This is a genomic window from Sporacetigenium mesophilum DSM 16796, assembly GCF_059569055.1.
In genome coordinates, this window is the sequence record NZ_JCANUR010000009.1 from 71,298 (window position 1) to 91,461 (window position 20,164).

General features: G+C 27.0%; 25 protein-coding genes and 1 riboswitch. Of the genes, 10 read left to right on the forward strand and 15 right to left on the reverse strand.

Translation table 11 applies throughout. The features are described from left to right. Window positions 1–123: 123 nt before the first annotated feature. The 3 genes from BS62_RS08925 to BS62_RS08935 all read left to right on the forward strand — a co-directional run bounded on the left by BS62_RS08925 (window position 124) and on the right by BS62_RS08935 (window position 2,273). Window positions 124–1,314, forward strand: coding sequence for an L-lactate MFS transporter (locus BS62_RS08925; RefSeq protein ID WP_496490919.1), 1,191 nt, complete (start codon window positions 124–126; stop codon window positions 1,312–1,314). An 80-nt stretch (window positions 1,315–1,394) separates the two neighbouring features. Next, the gene (locus tag BS62_RS08930; protein WP_496490920.1) at window positions 1,395–1,811 is read left to right on the forward strand and encodes a hypothetical protein; all 417 of its coding nucleotides are present in this window, start codon (window positions 1,395–1,397) and stop codon (window positions 1,809–1,811) included. A 30-nt stretch (window positions 1,812–1,841) separates the two neighbouring features. Continuing rightward, a complete protein-coding gene (locus BS62_RS08935) occupies window positions 1,842–2,273 on the forward strand; it encodes a hypothetical protein (protein ID WP_496490921.1) in 432 nt (143 codons plus the stop codon). Window positions 2,274–2,317: 44 nt separating this feature from the next. Here BS62_RS08935 and BS62_RS08940 read toward each other — a convergent pair whose 3' ends face one another. Then, a complete protein-coding gene (locus BS62_RS08940; protein ID WP_496490922.1) occupies window positions 2,318–3,925 on the reverse strand; it encodes a SulP family inorganic anion transporter in 1,608 nt (535 codons plus the stop codon). A 303-nt stretch (window positions 3,926–4,228) separates the two neighbouring features. On the opposite strand from BS62_RS08940, the gene BS62_RS08945 reads away from it, so the two are divergent. Continuing rightward, window positions 4,229–5,338 carry a DEAD/DEAH box helicase gene (locus BS62_RS08945; protein ID WP_496490923.1) on the forward strand — a complete coding sequence of 370 codons (1,110 nt, stop codon included), beginning with the start codon at window positions 4,229–4,231 and terminating at the stop codon, window positions 5,336–5,338. Window positions 5,339–5,395: 57 nt separating this feature from the next. Here BS62_RS08945 and BS62_RS08950 read toward each other — a convergent pair whose 3' ends face one another. Then, complete coding sequence (locus BS62_RS08950) at window positions 5,396–6,043, reverse strand: lysoplasmalogenase (protein WP_496490924.1); 648 nt, start codon at window positions 6,041–6,043, stop codon at window positions 5,396–5,398. Window positions 6,044–6,207: 164 nt separating this feature from the next. Between BS62_RS08950 and BS62_RS08955 the strand changes: the two genes are divergently transcribed. Together BS62_RS08955 and BS62_RS08960 are read left to right on the forward strand one after the other, a co-directional pair. Next, the gene (locus BS62_RS08955) at window positions 6,208–7,116 is read left to right on the forward strand and encodes an ABC transporter ATP-binding protein (protein WP_496490925.1); all 909 of its coding nucleotides are present in this window, start codon (window positions 6,208–6,210) and stop codon (window positions 7,114–7,116) included. Beyond that, complete coding sequence (locus BS62_RS08960; protein ID WP_496490926.1) at window positions 7,109–7,897, forward strand: ABC transporter permease subunit; 789 nt, start codon at window positions 7,109–7,111, stop codon at window positions 7,895–7,897. The genes BS62_RS08955 and BS62_RS08960 overlap by 8 nt, the downstream gene beginning before the upstream one ends. Before the next feature lie 46 nt (window positions 7,898–7,943). Here the strand turns inward: BS62_RS08960 and thiE are convergent, their stop codons facing one another. From thiE to BS62_RS08985, 5 genes are all read right to left on the reverse strand, one after another. Beyond that, a complete protein-coding gene (gene thiE / locus BS62_RS08965) occupies window positions 7,944–8,555 on the reverse strand; it encodes a thiamine phosphate synthase (RefSeq protein ID WP_496490927.1) in 612 nt (203 codons plus the stop codon). After that, the gene (gene thiM, locus BS62_RS08970; RefSeq protein ID WP_496490928.1) at window positions 8,548–9,348 is read right to left on the reverse strand and encodes a hydroxyethylthiazole kinase; all 801 of its coding nucleotides are present in this window, start codon (window positions 9,346–9,348) and stop codon (window positions 8,548–8,550) included. Before thiM ends, thiE begins: the two co-directional genes overlap by 8 nt. Next, a complete protein-coding gene (gene thiD, locus BS62_RS08975) occupies window positions 9,341–10,150 on the reverse strand; it encodes a bifunctional hydroxymethylpyrimidine kinase/phosphomethylpyrimidine kinase (protein ID WP_496490929.1) in 810 nt (269 codons plus the stop codon). Before thiD ends, thiM begins: the two co-directional genes overlap by 8 nt. Window positions 10,151–10,221: 71 nt before the next feature. Continuing rightward, window positions 10,222–10,332: riboswitch (TPP riboswitch) on the reverse strand. Between the two features lie 30 nt (window positions 10,333–10,362). Next, window positions 10,363–11,190 (reverse strand): DUF2278 family protein, encoded by an 828-nt coding sequence (locus BS62_RS08980; protein ID WP_496490930.1) that lies wholly within the window; start codon window positions 11,188–11,190, stop codon window positions 10,363–10,365. A 90-nt stretch (window positions 11,191–11,280) separates the two neighbouring features. Further along, window positions 11,281–11,445 (reverse strand): zinc-ribbon domain-containing protein, encoded by a 165-nt coding sequence (locus BS62_RS08985; protein ID WP_496490931.1) that lies wholly within the window; start codon window positions 11,443–11,445, stop codon window positions 11,281–11,283. Window positions 11,446–11,716: 271 nt separating this feature from the next. On the opposite strand from BS62_RS08985, the gene BS62_RS08990 reads away from it, so the two are divergent. After that, a complete protein-coding gene (locus BS62_RS08990; protein WP_496490932.1) occupies window positions 11,717–12,463 on the forward strand; it encodes an acyl-[acyl-carrier-protein] thioesterase in 747 nt (248 codons plus the stop codon). Window positions 12,464–12,500: 37 nt separating this feature from the next. Here BS62_RS08990 and BS62_RS08995 read toward each other — a convergent pair whose 3' ends face one another. The 4 genes from BS62_RS08995 to BS62_RS09010 all read right to left on the reverse strand — a co-directional run bounded on the left by BS62_RS08995 (window position 12,501) and on the right by BS62_RS09010 (window position 15,695). After that, window positions 12,501–12,782 (reverse strand): DUF1653 domain-containing protein, encoded by a 282-nt coding sequence (locus BS62_RS08995; RefSeq protein ID WP_496490933.1) that lies wholly within the window; start codon window positions 12,780–12,782, stop codon window positions 12,501–12,503. A gap of 15 nt (window positions 12,783–12,797) precedes the next feature. Then, window positions 12,798–14,072: an HD-GYP domain-containing protein gene (locus BS62_RS09000; RefSeq protein WP_496490934.1), complete on the reverse strand. Its 1,275-nt coding sequence runs from the start codon at window positions 14,070–14,072 to the stop codon at window positions 12,798–12,800. A 224-nt stretch (window positions 14,073–14,296) separates the two neighbouring features. After that, window positions 14,297–15,055: a SagB/ThcOx family dehydrogenase gene (locus BS62_RS09005; RefSeq protein ID WP_496490935.1), complete on the reverse strand. Its 759-nt coding sequence runs from the start codon at window positions 15,053–15,055 to the stop codon at window positions 14,297–14,299. 94 nt (window positions 15,056–15,149) lie between these two features. Then, the gene (locus tag BS62_RS09010) at window positions 15,150–15,695 is read right to left on the reverse strand and encodes a DUF3867 family protein (RefSeq protein ID WP_496490936.1); all 546 of its coding nucleotides are present in this window, start codon (window positions 15,693–15,695) and stop codon (window positions 15,150–15,152) included. 280 nt (window positions 15,696–15,975) lie between these two features. On the opposite strand from BS62_RS09010, the gene BS62_RS09015 reads away from it, so the two are divergent. Continuing rightward, the gene (locus BS62_RS09015) at window positions 15,976–16,422 is read left to right on the forward strand and encodes a hypothetical protein (protein ID WP_496490937.1); all 447 of its coding nucleotides are present in this window, start codon (window positions 15,976–15,978) and stop codon (window positions 16,420–16,422) included. Window positions 16,423–16,462: 40 nt separating this feature from the next. Here BS62_RS09015 and BS62_RS09020 read toward each other — a convergent pair whose 3' ends face one another. The 3 genes from BS62_RS09020 to BS62_RS09030 form a co-directional block, all read right to left on the reverse strand. Beyond that, the gene (locus BS62_RS09020) at window positions 16,463–17,113 is read right to left on the reverse strand and encodes a hypothetical protein (RefSeq protein ID WP_496490938.1); all 651 of its coding nucleotides are present in this window, start codon (window positions 17,111–17,113) and stop codon (window positions 16,463–16,465) included. 92 nt (window positions 17,114–17,205) lie between these two features. Beyond that, on the reverse strand, window positions 17,206–17,946 hold the full coding sequence (locus BS62_RS09025) for an alpha/beta hydrolase (RefSeq protein ID WP_496490939.1): 741 nt from the start codon (window positions 17,944–17,946) through the stop codon (window positions 17,206–17,208). A gap of 101 nt (window positions 17,947–18,047) precedes the next feature. Continuing rightward, window positions 18,048–18,257: a cold-shock protein gene (locus tag BS62_RS09030; protein WP_496490940.1), complete on the reverse strand. Its 210-nt coding sequence runs from the start codon at window positions 18,255–18,257 to the stop codon at window positions 18,048–18,050. A 213-nt stretch (window positions 18,258–18,470) separates the two neighbouring features. Between BS62_RS09030 and BS62_RS09035 the strand changes: the two genes are divergently transcribed. Further along, window positions 18,471–18,920: a hypothetical protein gene (locus BS62_RS09035; RefSeq protein ID WP_496490941.1), complete on the forward strand. Its 450-nt coding sequence runs from the start codon at window positions 18,471–18,473 to the stop codon at window positions 18,918–18,920. 41 nt (window positions 18,921–18,961) lie between these two features. Here the strand turns inward: BS62_RS09035 and BS62_RS09040 are convergent, their stop codons facing one another. Then, entirely contained in the window at window positions 18,962–19,186 is a 225-nt protein-coding gene (locus BS62_RS09040) for an alpha/beta-type small acid-soluble spore protein (RefSeq protein WP_496490942.1), read from the reverse strand. 205 nt (window positions 19,187–19,391) lie between these two features. Between BS62_RS09040 and BS62_RS09045 the strand changes: the two genes are divergently transcribed. Next, window positions 19,392–20,153 carry a peptidylprolyl isomerase gene (locus BS62_RS09045; protein WP_496490943.1) on the forward strand — a complete coding sequence of 254 codons (762 nt, stop codon included), beginning with the start codon at window positions 19,392–19,394 and terminating at the stop codon, window positions 20,151–20,153. Window positions 20,154–20,164: the final 11 nt, after the last annotated feature.

The following is a 20,164-nucleotide window of genomic DNA, read 5'->3' on the forward strand; positions in this document are numbered from 1 at the left end:
TTACTTTTATATTATTTTGTCCAGCTTTTGACTATATATATAATGAATTAATAATCATGCAGATATTAATAATAAAAGAGAATGATAAATACAAGTAAAAGAAATAACCAAGGGAGGATTTTAATGCAAAAGAAGATTACTAATCGCTGGCTTGTAGTTTTTGGTGCAGTGCTATTACAAATATGTATAGGATCAATTTATTCTTGGAGTTTATTTAATTATCCTCTTATGAATAAATTTGGATGGCAAGAAAGTCAGGTTGTTTTTACTTTTTCAATTATAGTTTTTGTATTTGCTTTTTCAACAATATTTTCTGGAAAGTTTCAAGATAAATTTGGACCAAAACTAGTTGCAACTATTGGAGGTTTATTATATGGGATAGGATTGATGCTATCTTCTACTGCTACATCTATTATACAATTATATGTTTACTATGGCATTATAGCTGGAATAGGAGTAGGTTTTGTTTATGTTTGTCCTTTAACTACTTGTGTTAAGTGGTTTCCCGAAAGAAAGGGATCTATTACTGGCATTGCAGTAGGTGCATTTGGTCTTGGTAGTTTAATTTTTAAATCTATAATTGAATTTTTACTTGCATCTTATGGAGTTTCCACCACATTTTTATATTTAGGAATAATATATTTAGTTTTAATAATAATAGGAGCACAGTTTTTAGTTGTTCCTACACCTGAACATAATTTAACTTATCAAGATAGTAACTCTTCAGATAAAATGTTTTGCTTTACAACAAAAGAGATGGTAAAAACTAAATCCTTTTATTTAATTTGGATAATGTTTTTATTTGGAACTATGAGCGGTCTTTTAGTTATAGGTCTTGCAACTGATATAGGTGTCACTTTAGTTGGACTTAGTCCTCATGTGGCGGCTAATGCAGTAGCCATTATAGGACTTTTTAATGCAGGTGGAAGAATTATTTTAGGTGCTTTATCAGATAAAATAGGAAGAATTAAGATAGTATTTATGATGTTTGCTATAACTTCAATATGTATGGTTATTATGAGTATAGTTTCATTGAATATTATTACATTTTTCATTTGTCTTTCTGGAATAGCCTTTTGCTTTGGTGGATTTTTATCAGTATTCCCTACAATTACAGGTGATTTCTACGGTTTGAAAAACCTGGGTTCTAATTATGGAATTATATATCAAGCATATGGATTATCTGCTTTGTTAGGTCCAATTATTGTATCTACTACAGGAGGTCTAAAACCTACATTTATTATTTCTGCTGTACTTTCTATAATAGGTGCATTGATAACATTTATTGTAAAGCCACCGTTATCTTGTAAATAAGTTCGATAGCAATATGCATAAATCATTATAGTTGTGAAAAAATAAAATATGAACAAATCATTGAATTTGGAGGAATTAAAATGAAAATAGAAGCATTCTTCAACGGATTAAAAGCTGCAAATGAAGCAGTTGCAAAATTAAAACAATCTGGATTTCAAAAGGCATTTGTAGATAGAAACCATAATCACTTGCATGAAGAACTAGGAAACTTGACAAGTGTCTCAGGACTTGCTTTGGAATCAGTTACAAACAATGTTGATAAAAGACTTTCTTCTCTAATTGACCCAAGTCATGAAGTAAATGACAAAGAGGAATTTCAAGGAATATCTAATATGAGTTATAAGGTTGTTGTAGAAACAAGTAAAGAAAATGAAGAAAAATTAAAACATATAATAAAAAATATGGGTGGTAACTTTAAGAATTCTAATGTAGATAATAGACTACATCGTGAAGATGTATTAGATTATGCAATGCATCATGTTATTAAAAAATTATAAAAAAATAGTATTTAATTTGGAGGATTTAAGATGAAAATAGAAGCATTTTTCAGTGGAATAAAAGCTGCAAATGAAGCTGTTGCAAAGCTAAAACAGTCAGGGTACGATAAGGCATTTGTAGATATAATCGATAATTACTTTCATGCAGAAATAGAAAATTCAACAAGTCTTTCTGGCCTTGTTATGGAATCAGGTACAAATGACATTGATAAAACTCTAGCTCCCCTAGCTGCTGCAAACCCTTCAGTAAGTGGTATGGGTAAAATGGAGGAAATAACTGATATAAATTATAAAGTTGTCGTAGAGACAAATAAAGAAAATGAAGGTAATCTAAAGCAAATTATAAAGGATATGGGTGGGGAATTTAATAGTCCTAATATAAATCAAAGAAAAGTATTATCACATACAGACCCTGAAGATATATTAGAACATGCCCTACAAAATATGTTAAAAAGATTATAAAACAAGAGCTACTAACAAAGTAGCTCTTGTTTTATATTTGTTAATTAAGCAAGTTTTATTAGTGCTTCATCTATGTTATTGCGTATATTATCTAGTCCAATTTCATTAATAAAACCAGATTTTTTTAATACAGAATAAGGCTGGCTTTGTAGTCCGTAAAGTATTAAATTTATATTATTTAATTTGCACTTTTCATAAAGAGCTTCCAATGCATGTGATGCTGTTGCATCCATAGCAGGCACATTATTCATTTTTAGAATTATAACATTTGTTTTGCCTTGTACGCGAATGATAGATTCAGTAAATTTTTCAGCTGCTCCAAAGAAAAGAGGCCCATTTATATCATATACTAATGTATCATCTGAGACGTTAAATATATTAATATCTTTTGATACATTTTTTATATTAGAAACATCAGACATACGTTTCATAAATAATAAACTAGCTAAAATAACACCAACTTCTATTGCAACAACTAAATCAACAATTACTGTTAGTACAAAAGAAGTAAGCAAAATAAATATATCACTTTTTGGTGAGCTTAACAGTTTTTTAAATTCTCTCCACTCACTCATATTATATGCTACTACAATTAATATCGACGCTAATGAAGCTAGTGGAATAAGCTTTGCATAAGGCATAAAAACCAACATAATAAATAATAGTACTATTGAATGAACAATTCCAGCTATAGGTGTACGACCTCCATTTTTTATATTTGCCGCTGTCCTTGCTATTGCTCCAGTAGCAGGTATTCCTCCAAATAATCCAGATGCAATATTTGCCATTCCCTGCCCTATAAGTTCTGTATTCGGTCTATGCTTGGCTCCTATCATTCCGTCGGCAACTGTTGCAGATAATAAAGACTCAATACCTCCAAGAAGTGCAATAGTAAAAGCTGGTTGAATTAAATATTTTATATCAGAAAACTTCATGTATGGTATGCTAAGTGCTGGAAATGAAGATGATATTTCACCATACTTACTACCAATTGTTTCAATGTCTAGTTTTAAAAAGTAAGCTAAAGCTGTTGTAACTATTAAAGCTATTAAAGCTCCTGGTATTTTTTTGTTTATTTTTGGCCAAAAAATTATAATTACTAGTGAAATAACTCCTATTACAGTAGTAGTTAAATCTATACTTCCTATATTAGTTATATACGATTGCCATTTATGAATAAATTCACTTGGAACAGTTTCAATTGATAGTCCGAAAAAATCTTTGATTTGAGTTGAAAATATTGTTAGAGCTATACCGCTTGTAAAGCCAGTTACAATTGGATATGGTATGAATTTTATAATTTTACCGAAATTAAAGATACCCATTAACATTAATATAAACCCAGCTAATATAGTTGATATTATAAGTCCATCTATTCCATGTTTAGATAGTACTCCATATACAACAATCATAAAGGCACCTGTAGGTCCTCCAATTTGAACGCGACTTCCTCCAAAAAAAGAAATAATAAATCCCGCTATTATTGCAGTATGCAACCCTTTTTCGGGAGATACTCCAGAGGCAATAGCGAGTGCAATTGATAAAGGTAGAGCTATAATTGCAACTATTATACCTGAAGTTATATCCTTATAAAATTGACTTAGACTGTAATTTTTCATACAAGTAAAAAGTTTAGGATAAAATACAGACACTTAAATACACTTCCCTCTTAAGAAATTTTTATATAATTTTCTAAAAAACCCGCGACTTCTATGATATCAGATTAGTATATTAAAGTGAAAACCTAAAAAGGTTTATATTGACATTAATTATGCGAAATAAGATTATATCTATGTATAATCTTTAGTTTTCTTAGAAATGCTCCTTGTTTTGTTTTTTTGAATATTTTTGCTAATAATACTCATTATAATAATATTAGTATTATTTGTAACATTATGATATTATTAATTGACTAAAACAAACAAAATACATATTAGTAATGAGAGGTAAAAACAATGAATTTTAAAGAACTTGGAATTAGTGAAAGTATAATAAAAATATTAAAAAACAGTGGTATAAATAGTCCTACTCCAGTACAACAAGAAAGTATTGGACTTATTAAAGAAGGTAAAGATGTTATAGCACAAGCACAAACTGGTACTGGAAAAACACTTGCATTTTTACTTCCTATTTTTGAAAATATATCACCTAATATAAATAGTATTCAAGGATTAATTATAACCCCTACTAGAGAGCTTGCTATTCAAATAACTGCAGAAGCTATGAAACTTAAAGAGGCTAAAGATATAAATATTTTAGCAGCATATGGTGGAAAAGATATTGGATCTCAACTTAAAAAACTTAAAGGAAACATTCACCTAATTATTGCGACTCCAGGTAGACTTTTAGATCATATAGAAAGAAAAACAGTAGATTTAAGTCAACTAAAAACTTTTGTTTTAGATGAAGCAGATCAAATGTTTCTTATGGGATTTAAAACTGAAGTTGAAGATATTTTAAAAGAAACTCCTAAAAATTGTCAACTTCTATGTTTTTCAGCTACTATGGATTCTCAAGTAAAAAAATTATCTTATAGATATATGAATGATCCTATTGAAATTTCTATACAAAAAAAGCAAGTTACGCTTGAAAATATAAAACAAGAAGTTGTTGAAACTACAGATAGACAAAAGCAAGATGCCCTATGTAAGGTTTTAGATAAAGATAACCCATTTATGGCTATAATATTTTGCAGAACCAAAATAAGGGTAGACAACCTTGAAGAAGCACTTCACAAACGTGGATATAACTGTGCAAAATTACACAGCGATGTAATGCAATCAAAACGTGAAAGAATAATGAAATCTTTTAAAAACGCAGATATTCAGTATTTAATAGCAACAGATGTAGCATCTAGAGGACTTGATATAAGTGGAGTTAGTCATATATACAATTATGATATTCCAGAAACTCCTGAAGATTATATCCATCGTATTGGTAGAACAGGAAGAGCTGGCGAAGAAGGATATACTTGTTTATTTATAGATCCCAAAAATGAAAGAACTTTAGAAGAAATAGAAAAAGCTATAAAATTTAGAATACCTAGAAGAAAATTGGATATATAATATTTAAAAGGTATTGATAAAATCAATACCTTTTTGTATTTCTCTCTTTAAATAACCTTAAATACACCCTAAAACTATTAAAAATTGAGCTATTATATAAGTTGTCATTATATATGCCCCTTTATTCTTAGCATTATATACTACACTATTAAGAGCTATTAAACAGTCAGATGTTATAAATAACATTGCCCCAATAAAGGTAGAATAAAACTTAAATCCTTCTATATAAAATATTCTTATTGTACTACTAAATCCCATAATACTTATTACAATTAGATATAAGCCTCCAAAAAACTTTGTTGTATTGTTTAATTTTTTATATGGCACAAACCTACCTAGTACAAGCATATTATATATAATATATGGAATTATAAGAAATACCATTATATATGCTATATTATGATTTAGTATTGGGTCAATAAAAGCTTTTATGTAAAACATATGACCGACTAAAAAAGAAATTAATCCTAAAATAAATTGGCGCCTAGGTAACATTAGTAAAATATCCCCTATGCACCCAAATATTAAGGCGCTAACTATAAGCCAATTTATATCCGTTGTACTTAATACATAAAAAATAATAAGCATTGGCATTAAAAGTGGCTTTGTTATATAAATTCCTTTATTATTTTTTACTTTCACAAAGTGTATGTTAAGAACAAAAACGCATATGAAAGGTAGTAATGCAATATAGTTTAAATCCATGAATTCCCTCCCTTGTTAATTTCATATTAATATCTATGTAAATTCTTTACTTTTTAGTATATTAAGTTTTTTAATAAAAAATTATATTGAAACATATTTTATTATAGAATATAATATTATTAAATAATTAGACATTTATCTAAATATTTAATTGGAGGGATTTTATGAATGCAATTGAAGTACTAAACTTAAGCAAATCATATAATAAAGATACTATAGCTTTAAAAGATATAACTTTTGATGTTCCAAAGGGTTCTATATTTGGGTTTTTAGGTCCTAATGGTGCTGGAAAAACTACTCTTGTTAGAACTTTAAATGGAATACTATATCCTACACAAGGAAGCGGTAAAATACTTGGAAAAGACATAATAAATGATAGAAAAGAAATAAGAAATCTTTGTGGAGTTATGACTGAAAATGCTGGTATATATGAAAATCTTACTTGTATGGAGAATCTAAACTTTTTTGGAAAAATGTTTGGATTAAATAATGATGATATAAACAAAAGAAGTTTATATCTTTTAAATGAATTCAAATTATTAGATTCAAAAGATAAAAAAGTAAAAACATTCAGTACTGGTATGAAAAAGCGACTTTCATTAATTCGTACTTTGCTTAATTCACCAAAAATTTTATTTTTAGATGAACCTACATCAGGGCTTGACCCAGAGTCATCTAAAATAGTATTAGATTTTATTAAAAAAACAGCTTTAGAAGAAGATGTAACAGTATTTTTATGTACACATCAATTAAAGTATGCTGAAGAAATCTGTAATTTATATGGATTTATAAGCAAGGGGAATTTAATAGGCTATGGAACATTCAATGAACTTTTATCTAACAAAAATCAAAATATAAAATTAGAAATTAAAGGCATAAACTTACCTAATATAGATAATATGAAAAAGATAAAAGAGGATAGATATGTAATATCTATAGATAATGAAGATAACATCCCTAATATATTACAACAAATATTTATTAAAGGTGGAAAAATTTACGAGGCAAAGCAAATACATTGGGATTTAGAAGACCTATATTTTGCATATCAAAGAGGTGATAACAATGAATAATATTACTAAAGCTATTATTGCAAAAGATATAAAGGAGATATTTTCTAGTAAGCAGATTTATATTCCTATGATTATTGTACCTATTATGTTTACTATAATAATGCCAACGATCTTAATAATAGGCGCGAAATACAATGTGAACACAATAAATGGAATGGATATGATGGTAAAAAATCTATCACCTACTTTAGGAAATTTAACTCCTTCCCAACAAATTATATATATTGCTTTAAATTATATGTTCCCTCCTCTATTTCTTATTATCCCTCTAATGTGTTCAAGTATTATAGGGGCTAGTAGTATAGTAGGAGAAAAAGAAAGAAAGACTTTAGAGACAATATTGTATACTCCAATAGATATAAAAGATTTAATTTTTTCAAAAGTCATAGCTATATTTATTCCATCTTATATAATAACTTTTATTTCATTTATTTTGTTTGGAATTGTTATGAACATAGGAGGAATAACTTATTTTGACAAACTAATATTTCCAAATCTAAGTTGGATTATACTTCTTCTATGGATATGTCCCGGTATTACATTTTTAGGTTTATTAATCATAGTTATTACGTCTGCTAAAGCTTCTAATTTCCAAGAAGCACAACAAATGTCTGGGCTTGTTGTAGTCCCTATAGTACTTCTTGTTGTAGGTCAGGCTTCAGGATTATTTTTGCTAAATAATTTAGTTTTAATAATGGCTGGAATTATAGTATTTATAGTAGACATATTGCTTTTTGATAAAATTAGTAAATCCTTTGATATAGAAAAATTAATTAATTAAAAATGAGGTTAGTCAAAAATTTATTTCTGACTAACCTCTAACTTTATTATTTATTTAATATTATATCTCTTAGCTCTTTAGAAGCCTCTTTAGGATCTTTGGAAGATAAAACAGCTGATATTACACATATTCCATCATACTTAACATTAATACTTGCCAAGTTTTCTTTATTTATCCCACCAATTAATAGTACAGGTATAGATATATTATTTTTTATATTATTTACTTCATTTACATCTAATATCTTAGCATCATCTTTACTATTGGTAGTGAATATTGCCCCAAAACCAATATAATCCGCTCCACTTTCTTCAGCTTTTATAGCTTCTTCTAGATTATGAGCTGAGATACCTATAATCTTATCTTTAAATAAATCTTTTACTTCTTCTATAGATAAATCATCTTGTCCTAAATGAATACCATCAGCATCTACTTCTTTTGCCAAATCTATATAATCATTTATAATTAATGGAACGTTGTATTTACTACAAAGTTTTTTCAGTTCTATTACCTCTTCTAACATTTCATCGTAACTTTTTTTCTTTTCTCTATACTGCACAACAGTAACTCCACCTAAAATAGCTCGTTCAACTTTATTGATTATATTAGGTTTACCATCTGTTATAAGGTATAATGTGTAATCTAAATTACTACTCATAAACTATATTACCTCTTTTCACAAATATATCTTCATCTAAAGTACTTACACCATCAAGTAAATATTGATTAAATGATCCTAATTTTCTTTTGCCATCTAATTTTTCACTTGCATATTCTCCTGCAATACCCATAATAGTTGTACCTAAAACTGCTGCATCAAAACTGTTTATAGAAGCTCCTAGGCATGAACCAATTAGTGACGTTGACATACATCCAGTCCCTGTTATTTCACTTAAAAGCGATGTACCATTTTTACAATATGCTTTTTTATTTCCATCTGTAATAAAATCAACTGCCCCACTAGCACATAATATTACATTCTTTGTTAGAGAATATTCTATTACTCTTTTCTCATCAAGTGAAGCTCCAAGTTCTGCATCTACACCTCTTCCCCCATCTATTCCAACTAATGTCATTATCTCTGAGTAGTTTCCTCTAATAACTGAGAATTTCACCTCATTTATTAGTTTTGTATTTACTTCCAATCTATATTTAGTTGCCCCTATTCCTACAGGGTCTAATATTACAGGTATTCCTAATTCATTTGCCTTTTTTCCTGCTTTTATCATAGCTTCAAAAGTTTCATTAGTTATTGTTCCTGTATTTATAACTAAAGCACTACTTATAGATACTATGCCTTCTACATCCTTTATTTCATTAGACATAACAGGTGCTGCTCCAATTGCCAATGTCATATTAGCACAACCATTTACTGTTACTACATTTGTAATGTGATGAACCAATGGCTTTCTTTCTTTTATTAAACTCAATCCCTTTGTTAAATTATTCATTACTATCAACCCCCCAATATTTATAAAAATGATGAATAGGATTATTTCCTTTACCTACTTTATAAGAATTAGCTATACCCTTATTTACATACTTTTTTGCATTTTCTATAGATTTAGAAATAGATTGTCCTTTTGCTAAATTTGAAGCAATAGCTGATGATAAGCTACATCCTGTTCCATGGGTAGATGTTGTATTTATCCAATCCATTTCAAACATCTCCCCATTTGATAAAACGTCTACTGACTTTACATTTTCTCCATCTTTTATTGGAAAATGCCCACCTTTTAATAAAACGTAACACTTATACTTTTTATGTAATTCATATGATGCTGACTTCATATCGTCAAAAGTTTTAATTTTTCTATTTAATAAAACTTCAGCTTCACTAATATTCGGCGTTATAATTGTAGCTAGTGAAAATAATTTAGATTTTAAAGAATCTATTTGATTTTGCTGTAATAAAGTATGTCCTGTTGTTGAGACCATAACTGGGTCTAATATAATATTCTTAGGCTTGTACTTTATTAATGCATCACTTATTACATTCATAATATCAATATCTGATACCATCCCTATTTTTACAGATTGTATATCTAAATCTGAAAATACAGCTTCAAGTTGTGATTTAACTATACTTGATGGAATTGGATAAACATCATATACCCCCGTAGTGTTTTGAGCTGTAATAGCTGTTATAACACTTGATCCATAAACTCCATTTGCAGCAAAACTTTTTAGATCTGCTTGTATACCTGCCCCTCCACTACTGTCGCTACCTGCTATTGTCAATACAGTTTTCATATTCTTCCCTCCAAATTCTAAAAATAAAAAAAAGCATAAATCCCAGTATGGAATTTATGCCTGTATACGAATATAAGATCACATAGCTTCCCTCCGCTGGCATTATCCAGATCAGGTTAAGGGTCAAAGATTTTATAGGATCTTTATCTCAGCTGGCCTACCCAGCACCCCTAGCAATACTATTAAATTTTATTTCATTCTAACATAATGATTTAATTTTGACAACACCCATCAATATTATTAGTTTTTATACATTGGCTTTCAAATCTAGTAAAAATAGCACTCCATCTATTTTCTAACTTAAAATGAATTAAAACTCCACCATCTTGATAAACCCCATTATCTGATAAATGCTTACTTTCTTTATTACCTTGATTCATATGAATATTATGCATCCCTTCTGGTCCATATTGACTTAAACGTCTAAGTTTTATTTTTCTTTCTTTATCGTTATCTGGTAATATGGCATCTTCAGAATCTACAGGGTAGACATCTCCGTATATATATATATCAGCATCTTTTTGTCTACATTCCGTAATATATTTATGTATATTTTCATTTAATTCGTTAGTATCTGAAAAACCTTTAAATTCATTCATCTCAAATAAATTACTTCTAATATAATCTAATGAAATTTTGCTTTTTTTATTTTCATTTTCCTCATAGTCAAATACTTTTATACCATAATCTAAGTTAGACAAAGCTTCTAATGAAAACTTTTTATTATCTTTTATTATTAGATTTTCTTTTATAATACAAAGTGTTCTATTTATATTTTTTTCCTTTGATTTGGCACTTCCACGCGACATAATACTAATTTTAATATTAATTTCTCTATCTTCAAATTTAAATTCTTTATTTTTTATGTTAACTTTTTCTGCTTTAATTTTAAAATGATAATGGCATCCCTTTTTTATATCTTTAAATCTGCAGACTATATTATCCTTTAATACTTGACCTTTCTTATCTGTAGTTTCACAACATATATTACCAATAGTACGTCCCTTTGATTTACATATAGAATATACAGGAATAGGCATAAGATTTCTCCTTTAATATGTTTTATTCAAATATATTCTTTACAAAAAAACAAAACCCTATGAGAATGAATTCTCATAGGGTTTATATAACTATCTTCTGAAGTTATTGTTTTTTTGTTGTTTTCTTGCTGCTCTACACTCAGGACATCTTTGTGGTTCATTTTCGAATCCTTTTTCTTGGTAGAAAGCTTGCTCTCCTTCAGTGAAAAGGAAATCTTTTCCACAATCTTTACAACTTAAAGTTTTATCTGCCATTTTAACATTCCTCCTTCTTTAGAATTAAGATTTAAAAACTGATTAACAAATACTCTAGAAAGAGGAAGTTGTTTTCAATTCAAATCCAGTAATAGTAATTACGAGAATTACTGACTTTATGAGAATATCATATTTAAATAGCTTATACAATAGATAATAAAAAAATATAAATCTTGACATATACCTTTGTTTATAGACATAAATATGGTGTAAAATGTATTTATTGGAGTTTATATTCAGTAAATTTATATATATATAAGGAGACATTAAAGTGAGCGATTTATCAAAATTAATTAAAAAATATAAAATTACTTTTAATGATATTGATTTTAGAAAAAAGATTAAATTAAGTACTATTTTTAATTATTTTCAAGAAATAGGAGATTTACATTCTCAAAAAACAGGTGGCTCTACTACTCTTCTCCAACAAGAATATGGTTTAACATGGGTTTTGACACGTATAAAAGTTGATATTGATAGATATCCTACTTGGAATGAAGAAATTATACTTGAAACATGGTTTCATAAACCTAAAAAATATCAAATTCAAAGAGATTTTGTTATCAAAGATTTAGATGGAAATATAATTATAAAAGCTATATCAAGTTGGATCATATTTGATATTGAAGAAAGAAAAATGAAAAGTATCGATTCTTTTGAAACAGAGTTCTTAGATTATTTAGAAGACAAAGCTATTGATTGTAATCTTAAAAAAATAAGACCTATAGAAGAAGTTGATATTGTATATAAAAGATTAATTGGATGTAGTGATATAGATGCAAATAAACACCTAAACAATTCAAAATATATAGATTTTATTATAGATTGTTTTTCTATGGATGAGCTTGAAAAACATTATGCAAAATCGATACAAGTAGATTACCTTAATGAAGCCTTACCAGGAGATACAATAGTATTTTATAAAAATATAGATTTACATAACGTATATATTGAAGGAGTTAACGAAAGTAATAATAATGTTATTTTCAGATCTACTATTGATATTGCCAAATTTTAATACTTATATAAATACCATGTCAAATTCGACATGGTATTTATAGTTTCGGTTCTATTTCTTTTAAAAAGTCTTCTATGTTGATATTTAACTCATCTAAAGACATAAATCTGTATTTTTGATTAGTTGGGTTTTCTTTATCTTTTGGTACTTCTTCCATAAACATGCTATATGGCCTTATATATGTCTTTTTATCGCCGTAACATGGCTTATAAACTACAAATTTTTCTTCATTTTCTGAGTGTATAGCTATATCTATTACAAAGTACCATTTATTTTTAAAATGTCTATAATATGTATCTGGAGTTAATTTTCTATGCATAAATACCTTCCTTAATTAATGTTTTTTTAAATACATTTTATCTAGCATAAACTCATAGTCATTGACTATTTTATCAAACTTTTTAATTGTTTCATTTTGATACAGTGATAACTCTTTTATTATTTCACCAAAATTGTTTTCTATTATACTTACAATATTTCCATCAATTTCATTTCTTGTTACACAATTATTCATTATTTCCAATACCTTTTCTTTTGGAAAAGCTGGTTTATAATATCTAGGTTCTGTTAATGCGCTAAATATATCTGCAACAGCAAGTATTCTTTCCCCTTGACCTAGTTCTTCTGCACTTAACCCCTTAGGATATCCTTTTCCATTTAACTTTTCATGATGTGATGAAGCAATTTTTCTTATTTCATCTAAATCTAAATTACTTAATATATTGTCAGTTGCAACAACGTGATTTATCATTATGGAAAACTCATCTCTTGTTAGTTTGTCTGGCTTTGTCAGTATTTCTATTGGAGTTGTTATTTTACCTAAATCATGAAGTATTGCTGCAAATGTGTATTTATTAGTTGTTTTTTCATCTAAATTTAAATATCTACATAAGATATTAGTTGTTGTAGCTACACTTACAGAGTGAATAACAGTAGACCTAGATCTAAAATCTATTGCATAAACCAATACTTTCATATGTTCTTCTATTTCATTTTTACTTAATTCTACTTTATCAAAAATATCATACAGTTCATTTATATAGCTTTCATCAAATAACTTATCTATAAAATCTGTATTTTCTATTAAATAATTCAAAGCCTCTACATGTTCTCTTTTAAACCATTTATCAGTTAAACTATATGTAAGTTTTATAGCCTTATTTTTAAAAGACTTTTTATCACTGAGATACAAAACAGAAATACGGTCTGCTAGATTAATTAAAAATGCATCTTCTGGTATAGGTATGTCATTTATGATATTATGTCTTTCTTCATATTTATGATGATGATAAAGGATTGCATTTGATAGTTCTTTTAGAGGACTAAATTCTCTTATAAATAAATAACCATATATACAGTGCTCATAAACATTGTGTGTTTCAAATTCTTTTAGTAGTTTCCTCTCCTCTACCTTATAAGCCCCTAAGTCATGTAACATTGTCACTGTTATTAATTTAGTTAAATAGTCGTTATCATAGCCTAAATATTTCCCTATTTTATAAACTATATATGCTACTTGTTCTCCATGATTTTCTAATCTATTATCTACTGAATTTATAGTGTTTTGCATAACCCTTAAAATATCTTTTAAGTTAACATTATATTTCATATTAATCTCCCTTTTATAATAAAACTATATAATTTTTACCCCTTTTATATTATATAAAACATTCGTATATCTTATTATATAAATGTTAACTTTTTTATTATACAATAAAAAAAGTTGTACTGAAAACCCAGTACAACTTTTATTTACATAATAAGATTAGTTTTAAGTGTATATATTTAACTTCCAAATCCTATAGGCAGTCAAAAGAGTAATAATTTTTAAAATTATTTTCTTTTTTTTCCAACAGCTGCAAGATATACCACAAACTCGTCTTCTCCATCTATATTTAAAATATCATCTATCATTTTTTGATCATATATTCCTATTGCACATGTTCCTGCTTCTATTGATTCGCTGGCTAAGTAAAGATTTTGACAAACATGACCTACATCTATAAGTATTTTCTTATGGGCTGTTATATCAAATTTCCATTCAGATCTATATGGAATAGTGCTCCATGCAAATAAAACAGCAGATTTATTTGCAAAGTGAGGTATAAATGGTTGATCTAGTGTCATTACATCTACTTTTTCATTTATATTTTCTAATTCAAACATAAATAAAAGCTTATGCCCAATTGGTAAATATCTATAAACACCCTTTTTTATACCTTCTACATTCATTATAAATAAATATGTTTCAAAGGAATGAGTAGCTCCGCTACAAGGAACAGTTCTCAAATTTGGAACATCGTTAGGGTTATTTATTCCTTGTGTAGACCATAAAAGATAAGAAAGTTCTTCCAAGTTCAAGCTTTCTTCACTATAAAGCCTTACACTTCTTCTTTCTTTTATACACTTATATATATTTTTATTTTTTATAATTTCTTCATTTATATTTGGAAGTTCTATAATTTTTTTTGATGAATCATATGGTTTAGTAATTGGAGGTTGAGTAATTCCAAGTGCTTTATCTGTTTTTGTATTGTCAAATTCATCAAAATTTGATTTTAAAAAGTTTCTATAATCTTTAAGTTTTGTCATTATAAAATACCTTCTCTCTTATTTCATTATTGATTATAACAACTGTACATTATAGCATATAGTATATATCTATTTATGTATCATTTGTTACAATTTAATAATCATATGAGCTTGTATTTTCACAAATTGTTATATTTATCTTTTTATCCCCCATTATTTTTTTATATAGACGCAAAAACTCGTTTAGTTCCGGGTCGTTTAGACTTATTTTCCTAGTACTTTTTAATATAATATTTTCTAAGTCTATGATTATATCTATCTCATTAATATTATTTTTTATAAAGCAAGTAACTACGTTTTTCATTTTTATTTTATCTTGATATTTTTCATAAAAGCTAATTGAAGTTGAATCAAGATTAAATGAATTAATATCTATTCCAAGGTTTTTTAACTGACCTTCTACATCTGAGATATTAAGTCCATATCTTTCCATAAGCTTCTTTTGCATATCTAAAAACTTTTCTTGAGATATATTATTATTTTCCATATAACTCATTATCTCTTTTGAAAAATCTACCATAGACATACTACCTTGTGATACAGAACTATAAAGTTTATATATATACTCTTCGAATTTATCAATATCTTTGTCTTTAACCTTATTTTTTATCTCATTAAAATCAATAACATTATCATCCATTTAAACTCCTCCTTTAATATAAAAACCACACAAGTATATTTTATAATTTTAACACATTTTAATTCATTTTATTAATAAGTTATGTTTGTCGAAGGTTTTAACTTATGAAAATTTTTCCTTTATTTCATTTTTAATTTATTTATGTTAAAATAGTTAATATATTTTGCTTTTACTGAATATAAATTAATAATACAAAACTTGTACATACTATATGCATAAGTAACTTTCAGTAAAGTATGCACTCATAAAAATTACATCGTTATAGAGTAGGAGGATTAAAATGGGATTAAAAGACAAATTTACAGGAGCATTTACAAGAGCAAATACGATGAGTGACCCAGAGAAAAAAGTTAATGAAATAGTGGGTAAGATACTTTTAAAGAAAAGTATAATTCCTATAGTTATATTAGTAGCCATATTAATATTAGGAACTATTTTAAAGTTAAATGTTTGGCTTCAACTTGTATTACTAGCTGCAGTAGGTGTAGGTTCATATTTCTATATAAGAAATCAAAGCAAGAAATTCCAAAACTTCAAACCTTATGTTGGGAACTTAATTAGTATTGAAGAAAAAAATGGCGAATATGTATTAATATTAAAACAAGGTAAAATGCCTATAAAGTTATCAGTTAAACACGGCATTGACGACCCTAAGAAATTAAAGAAAAATCAATTACTACAAATAAGCTATAATCCAGATGAAAAAATAGCTATAATAGTTAAGTAAAAGAAAGGCTCCTATCTATATATTTTAGATAGGAGCTTTTTTATGTACTTTTAAAGTTTTTAATAATTCTATTTTTATCATCTACATCAAATCCATATCTTCTATATATACTATTTAAGCAACTTTGATCTATTATAGGCTTTGTAGGTATAGCAATGCCCTTAGCATATTTTATTGTTCCTAATTTAATATCTTCGTTATAATGATTGTATTTATCTATTTCTCTATTTATTTCATTAACTATATCATCTAAATTGTGTAATATAATTCTTCCATGGCCACATCTAGGTTTGCCTGCTCTAAATTCTTTTATGTATAGTACTCCACTATCTTCACTGTTATAATAATAGCAGTTCATATAAGTTTCTTTTGTGTCTCCATCTATTATTTTTATAATTATATCTCCAAACTGTTCAATATTTTTTATGTCAAAGTATACTATTAAACACAGTATTTTATTTTGGTTGTTATAAAATATCTTTGTTGTTTTGTTTTGTTGATTATTTATATGTTTTTTTAATTTTTTTATGAATTTAATATAATAGTTATACTCTTTTATTAATACCGCTTCACTATCTGTATATTTAACGTTTTCATCTAGGGATTTGTTTTTGCATTTTTTTATAAGTCTAAGATCATTATTGATAATAATATTTCTCATCTCACAAATTTTATCTTCAATATTCTTCATTGTACCCCACCTACAAACATATTAAATAGTTAATACATATTTATGCATGAGGTAAGGTAATTATAATACTATTAAAATTTAAATAATAATATTTATTTTACACTTTCTAATAATTTAACTGTATATTCTATAGATATTTTTTGTTGTTTTTCTCTAGATATGTTAGCTTTTGAGTCACCTTTTTGAAAACCATAATTTCCAAATTGAGCATGATTTCCTCCCTGAATTTCCACATATGTAGTCTCATAAGGTAGTAATTTTTTTGTATCTTTTATTTTTGTCATCTCTAAAATAGAATCTTTACTTCCATATATAGATAGTGCTTTTAAATCACTTTTACTAAAATCTACTTTAGATGGATATGAAGCATAAAAAATCAATCCTTTTATACTTTCAGGCTTTTTATTATAAGTATAATTTGAAGCCATAACCCCACCAAGTGAATGGCCTCCTATAACCCATTTTTTTATATTAGGATGATGCTTTATTACTTCTGTGGCTTCATCCCAATCAAGTACAGCTAAGTTAAATGGCATAGGAACTATTATAGTTTTATATCCATACATGGCTATACCTTTGCAAATCGGAGCATATGACTCTTCTTGTACATTTGCTCCCGGATAAAATATGAATCCTACATCTTTTGCGTTATTCTTAGGTGTAAACTCTATATAAGCATCTTGGGTAATATTTATGTACTTATCAGATTTTAAATTATTTTTAGCAATATCGTCTGCTTTATAATTATTATTAATCCACAATAAAAATAACGATGCTAATATTAAAACAATTGTAATAAAACAGACTTTTAGCTTTGACATTTTTAGCTTCAATATATCACTCCTTTCTTCAAATGATTTACATTCATATTATATTCATTTACCTTCAATTTTGTGAAAAAAAAAGAAAGCCCATGGCTTTCTTTAATTTATATTTATCTTAGTTTCATAACATTAGAAGCTTGTAGTCCTTTTACTCCTTTTACTACATCAAATTTTACATTTTGACCTTCTTCAAGGTCTTTTTCTGATCCATGCTCTTTTACTGCTGATATGTGAACGAATACATCACTGTTATCATCATCTGCAGTTATAAATCCAAATGCTTTTTCTGGGTTAAACCATTTAACTACTCCAGTTCTCATATTGTAGCCTCCTTAAAATTGTCTTTATAATATTATTTACAACATATCTTTTTATATTAGTGCTAATTTATGCATATTTTTTAATTAATTGTTTATACTTGTTACAAGACTAATATGTAAAACTAAAAATTTTTAAGAAGATTTTTAAAAATATTGCATATAATTTAATATCTAGATAAATAATAGGTTTTGTGTAAGTTAGGAGGTATTGATGTGAATCAAATGCAAGAATTCAGTCAACGAACTCAACAATTATCAATATATGACAATTTATTTAAATTTATAGTGGTATTTTTTTGGATAATATCTTGGGGTACATCTATGTTTATAATTCCTCATAAATTGCAATATCTTTTGTTTTTCTCATATAATATATTTACATTTTGGTATATAATTTCTTATACGCTAACAATAAAATTCAATAATATAAGTATAGCTAAAATTATAATAGATTATAGAATTACTACAGTATTAGCTTTTTTCTTTGCATCACTAAAGTATTTTATATTTCCTACTAGTATTATATGTATTGTATTAACAGTTTTATTTTTATTTATACATATATACTTTTCTTTTAGAAAAGTTACAAGATATAAATTAGAAGAAGGTGTAGTTGGTATAATTTCCTCTCTTCTTATACTGTCTCTTATGGTATTTTATTAAAAAGAGCTTGGATAAAAAATCCAAGCTTTTTAATCTTTTAACTATTGTTCGTCTTCTAATCTATTTTTAAATCTATATTCTCTATTAATACTATTTTTTGTATTTTTAGTTTTTTTACTGTGTTTTGGTGCTCCTCCAGATGCCAGATTAATAGAGTTTTCAACGTTATAAATATCATGAGTTATTCCTAATTCACTTGCTACTTCTATCTTCATAACATCTGGTCTTTTTCTATATTGAGGAACTCTATTTGGGTGTTTAGGCATTTATAATCACTTCCTTTTTAAATTTATTGAAACCTTAAATGATTTCTATATTAGTTTGTTTCAATTCCTGTTTTTAATCCTAGTAAATGTTTGGATTAATTGTAATTTGGAAATATTAGACATATGATATTTTTTCTGATATTATTTTATTAAATGCTAATACTTAAAATTATTAAGAAATTTTTTAAAAAAGGAGAATTAAGTAATGGAAAATACAAACGAAAAGAAAATTCTAGCTATTGTTGGTGAGAAAGAAATAACTAATCATGATGTAGAAGATGCACTAAGAAGTCTTGATCAATATCAAGCTATGCAATTTAGTTCTGAAGAAGGAAAAAAGAGATTACTAAATGATTTAGTAAATCAAGAATTATTCTATATGGAAGCTAAAGAGCAAAATTTACATAATGATGAAAACTTTAGAAAAGAAATGCAAAGAGTTGAAGACAATATGTTAAAACAATATTCAATAAATAGATTATTAACTAATATAACTTTAACTGATGAAGAAATTCAAGCTTATTATGAAGCTAATAAACAACAATTTATGAACCCAGAAACTGCAAAAGCTAGTCATATATTAGTTGAAAATGAAACAGAAGCTACTGATTTATTAAACAAAATAACTTCTGGTGAAATGAAATTTGAAGAAGCAGCTGCTCAATGTTCTCAGTGTCCATCTAAAGAAGTTGGTGGAGATTTAGGAAGCTTTAGCAGAGGTCAAATGGTTCCAGAATTTGAAGAAGCAGTATTTAACATGAATCCAGGTGAAGTAAAAGGTCCTGTTAAAACTGAATTTGGATATCACTTAATAAAAGTTGAAGATAGAAACCAAGGTGGTCAAGCATCTTTAGATGAAGTTAGATCTGAAATAGCTAAGGGATTAACTTACCAAAAACAAAATCAAATTTATACTACTAAAGTTAATGAATTACAAGCAAAGTATCCAGTTAAGTTTAACGGATAATTAGGTTAAAT

Excerpts from the sequence above, each read along its gene's own strand:
- BS62_RS08925 (WP_496490919.1), top strand. The coding sequence starts at position 124 with ATGCAAAAGAAGATTACTAATCGCTGGCTTGTAGTTTTTGGTGCAGTG.
- BS62_RS08930 (WP_496490920.1), top strand. The coding sequence starts at position 1,395 with ATGAAAATAGAAGCATTCTTCAACGGATTAAAAGCTGCAAATGAAGCA.
- BS62_RS08935 (WP_496490921.1), top strand. The coding sequence starts at position 1,842 with ATGAAAATAGAAGCATTTTTCAGTGGAATAAAAGCTGCAAATGAAGCT.
- BS62_RS08945 (WP_496490923.1), top strand. The coding sequence starts at position 4,229 with ATGAATTTTAAAGAACTTGGAATTAGTGAAAGTATAATAAAAATATTA.
- BS62_RS08950 (WP_496490924.1), bottom strand. The coding sequence starts at position 6,043 with ATGGATTTAAACTATATTGCATTACTACCTTTCATATGCGTTTTTGTT.
- BS62_RS08955 (WP_496490925.1), top strand. The coding sequence starts at position 6,208 with ATGAATGCAATTGAAGTACTAAACTTAAGCAAATCATATAATAAAGAT.
- BS62_RS08960 (WP_496490926.1), top strand. The coding sequence starts at position 7,109 with ATGAATAATATTACTAAAGCTATTATTGCAAAAGATATAAAGGAGATA.
- thiE (WP_496490927.1), bottom strand. The coding sequence starts at position 8,555 with ATGAGTAGTAATTTAGATTACACATTATACCTTATAACAGATGGTAAA.
- thiM (WP_496490928.1), bottom strand. The coding sequence starts at position 9,348 with ATGAATAATTTAACAAAGGGATTGAGTTTAATAAAAGAAAGAAAGCCA.
- thiD (WP_496490929.1), bottom strand. The coding sequence starts at position 10,150 with ATGAAAACTGTATTGACAATAGCAGGTAGCGACAGTAGTGGAGGGGCA.
- BS62_RS08980 (WP_496490930.1), bottom strand. The coding sequence starts at position 11,190 with ATGCCTATTCCTGTATATTCTATATGTAAATCAAAGGGACGTACTATT.
- BS62_RS08985 (WP_496490931.1), bottom strand. The coding sequence starts at position 11,445 with ATGGCAGATAAAACTTTAAGTTGTAAAGATTGTGGAAAAGATTTCCTT.
- BS62_RS08995 (WP_496490933.1), bottom strand. The coding sequence starts at position 12,782 with ATGCATAGAAAATTAACTCCAGATACATATTATAGACATTTTAAAAAT.
- BS62_RS09000 (WP_496490934.1), bottom strand. The coding sequence starts at position 14,072 with ATGAAATATAATGTTAACTTAAAAGATATTTTAAGGGTTATGCAAAAC.
- BS62_RS09005 (WP_496490935.1), bottom strand. The coding sequence starts at position 15,055 with ATGACAAAACTTAAAGATTATAGAAACTTTTTAAAATCAAATTTTGAT.
- BS62_RS09010 (WP_496490936.1), bottom strand. The coding sequence starts at position 15,695 with ATGGATGATAATGTTATTGATTTTAATGAGATAAAAAATAAGGTTAAA.
- BS62_RS09015 (WP_496490937.1), top strand. The coding sequence starts at position 15,976 with ATGGGATTAAAAGACAAATTTACAGGAGCATTTACAAGAGCAAATACG.
- BS62_RS09020 (WP_496490938.1), bottom strand. The coding sequence starts at position 17,113 with ATGAAGAATATTGAAGATAAAATTTGTGAGATGAGAAATATTATTATC.
- BS62_RS09030 (WP_496490940.1), bottom strand. The coding sequence starts at position 18,257 with ATGAGAACTGGAGTAGTTAAATGGTTTAACCCAGAAAAAGCATTTGGA.
- BS62_RS09040 (WP_496490942.1), bottom strand. The coding sequence starts at position 19,186 with ATGCCTAAACACCCAAATAGAGTTCCTCAATATAGAAAAAGACCAGAT.
- BS62_RS09045 (WP_496490943.1), top strand. The coding sequence starts at position 19,392 with ATGGAAAATACAAACGAAAAGAAAATTCTAGCTATTGTTGGTGAGAAA.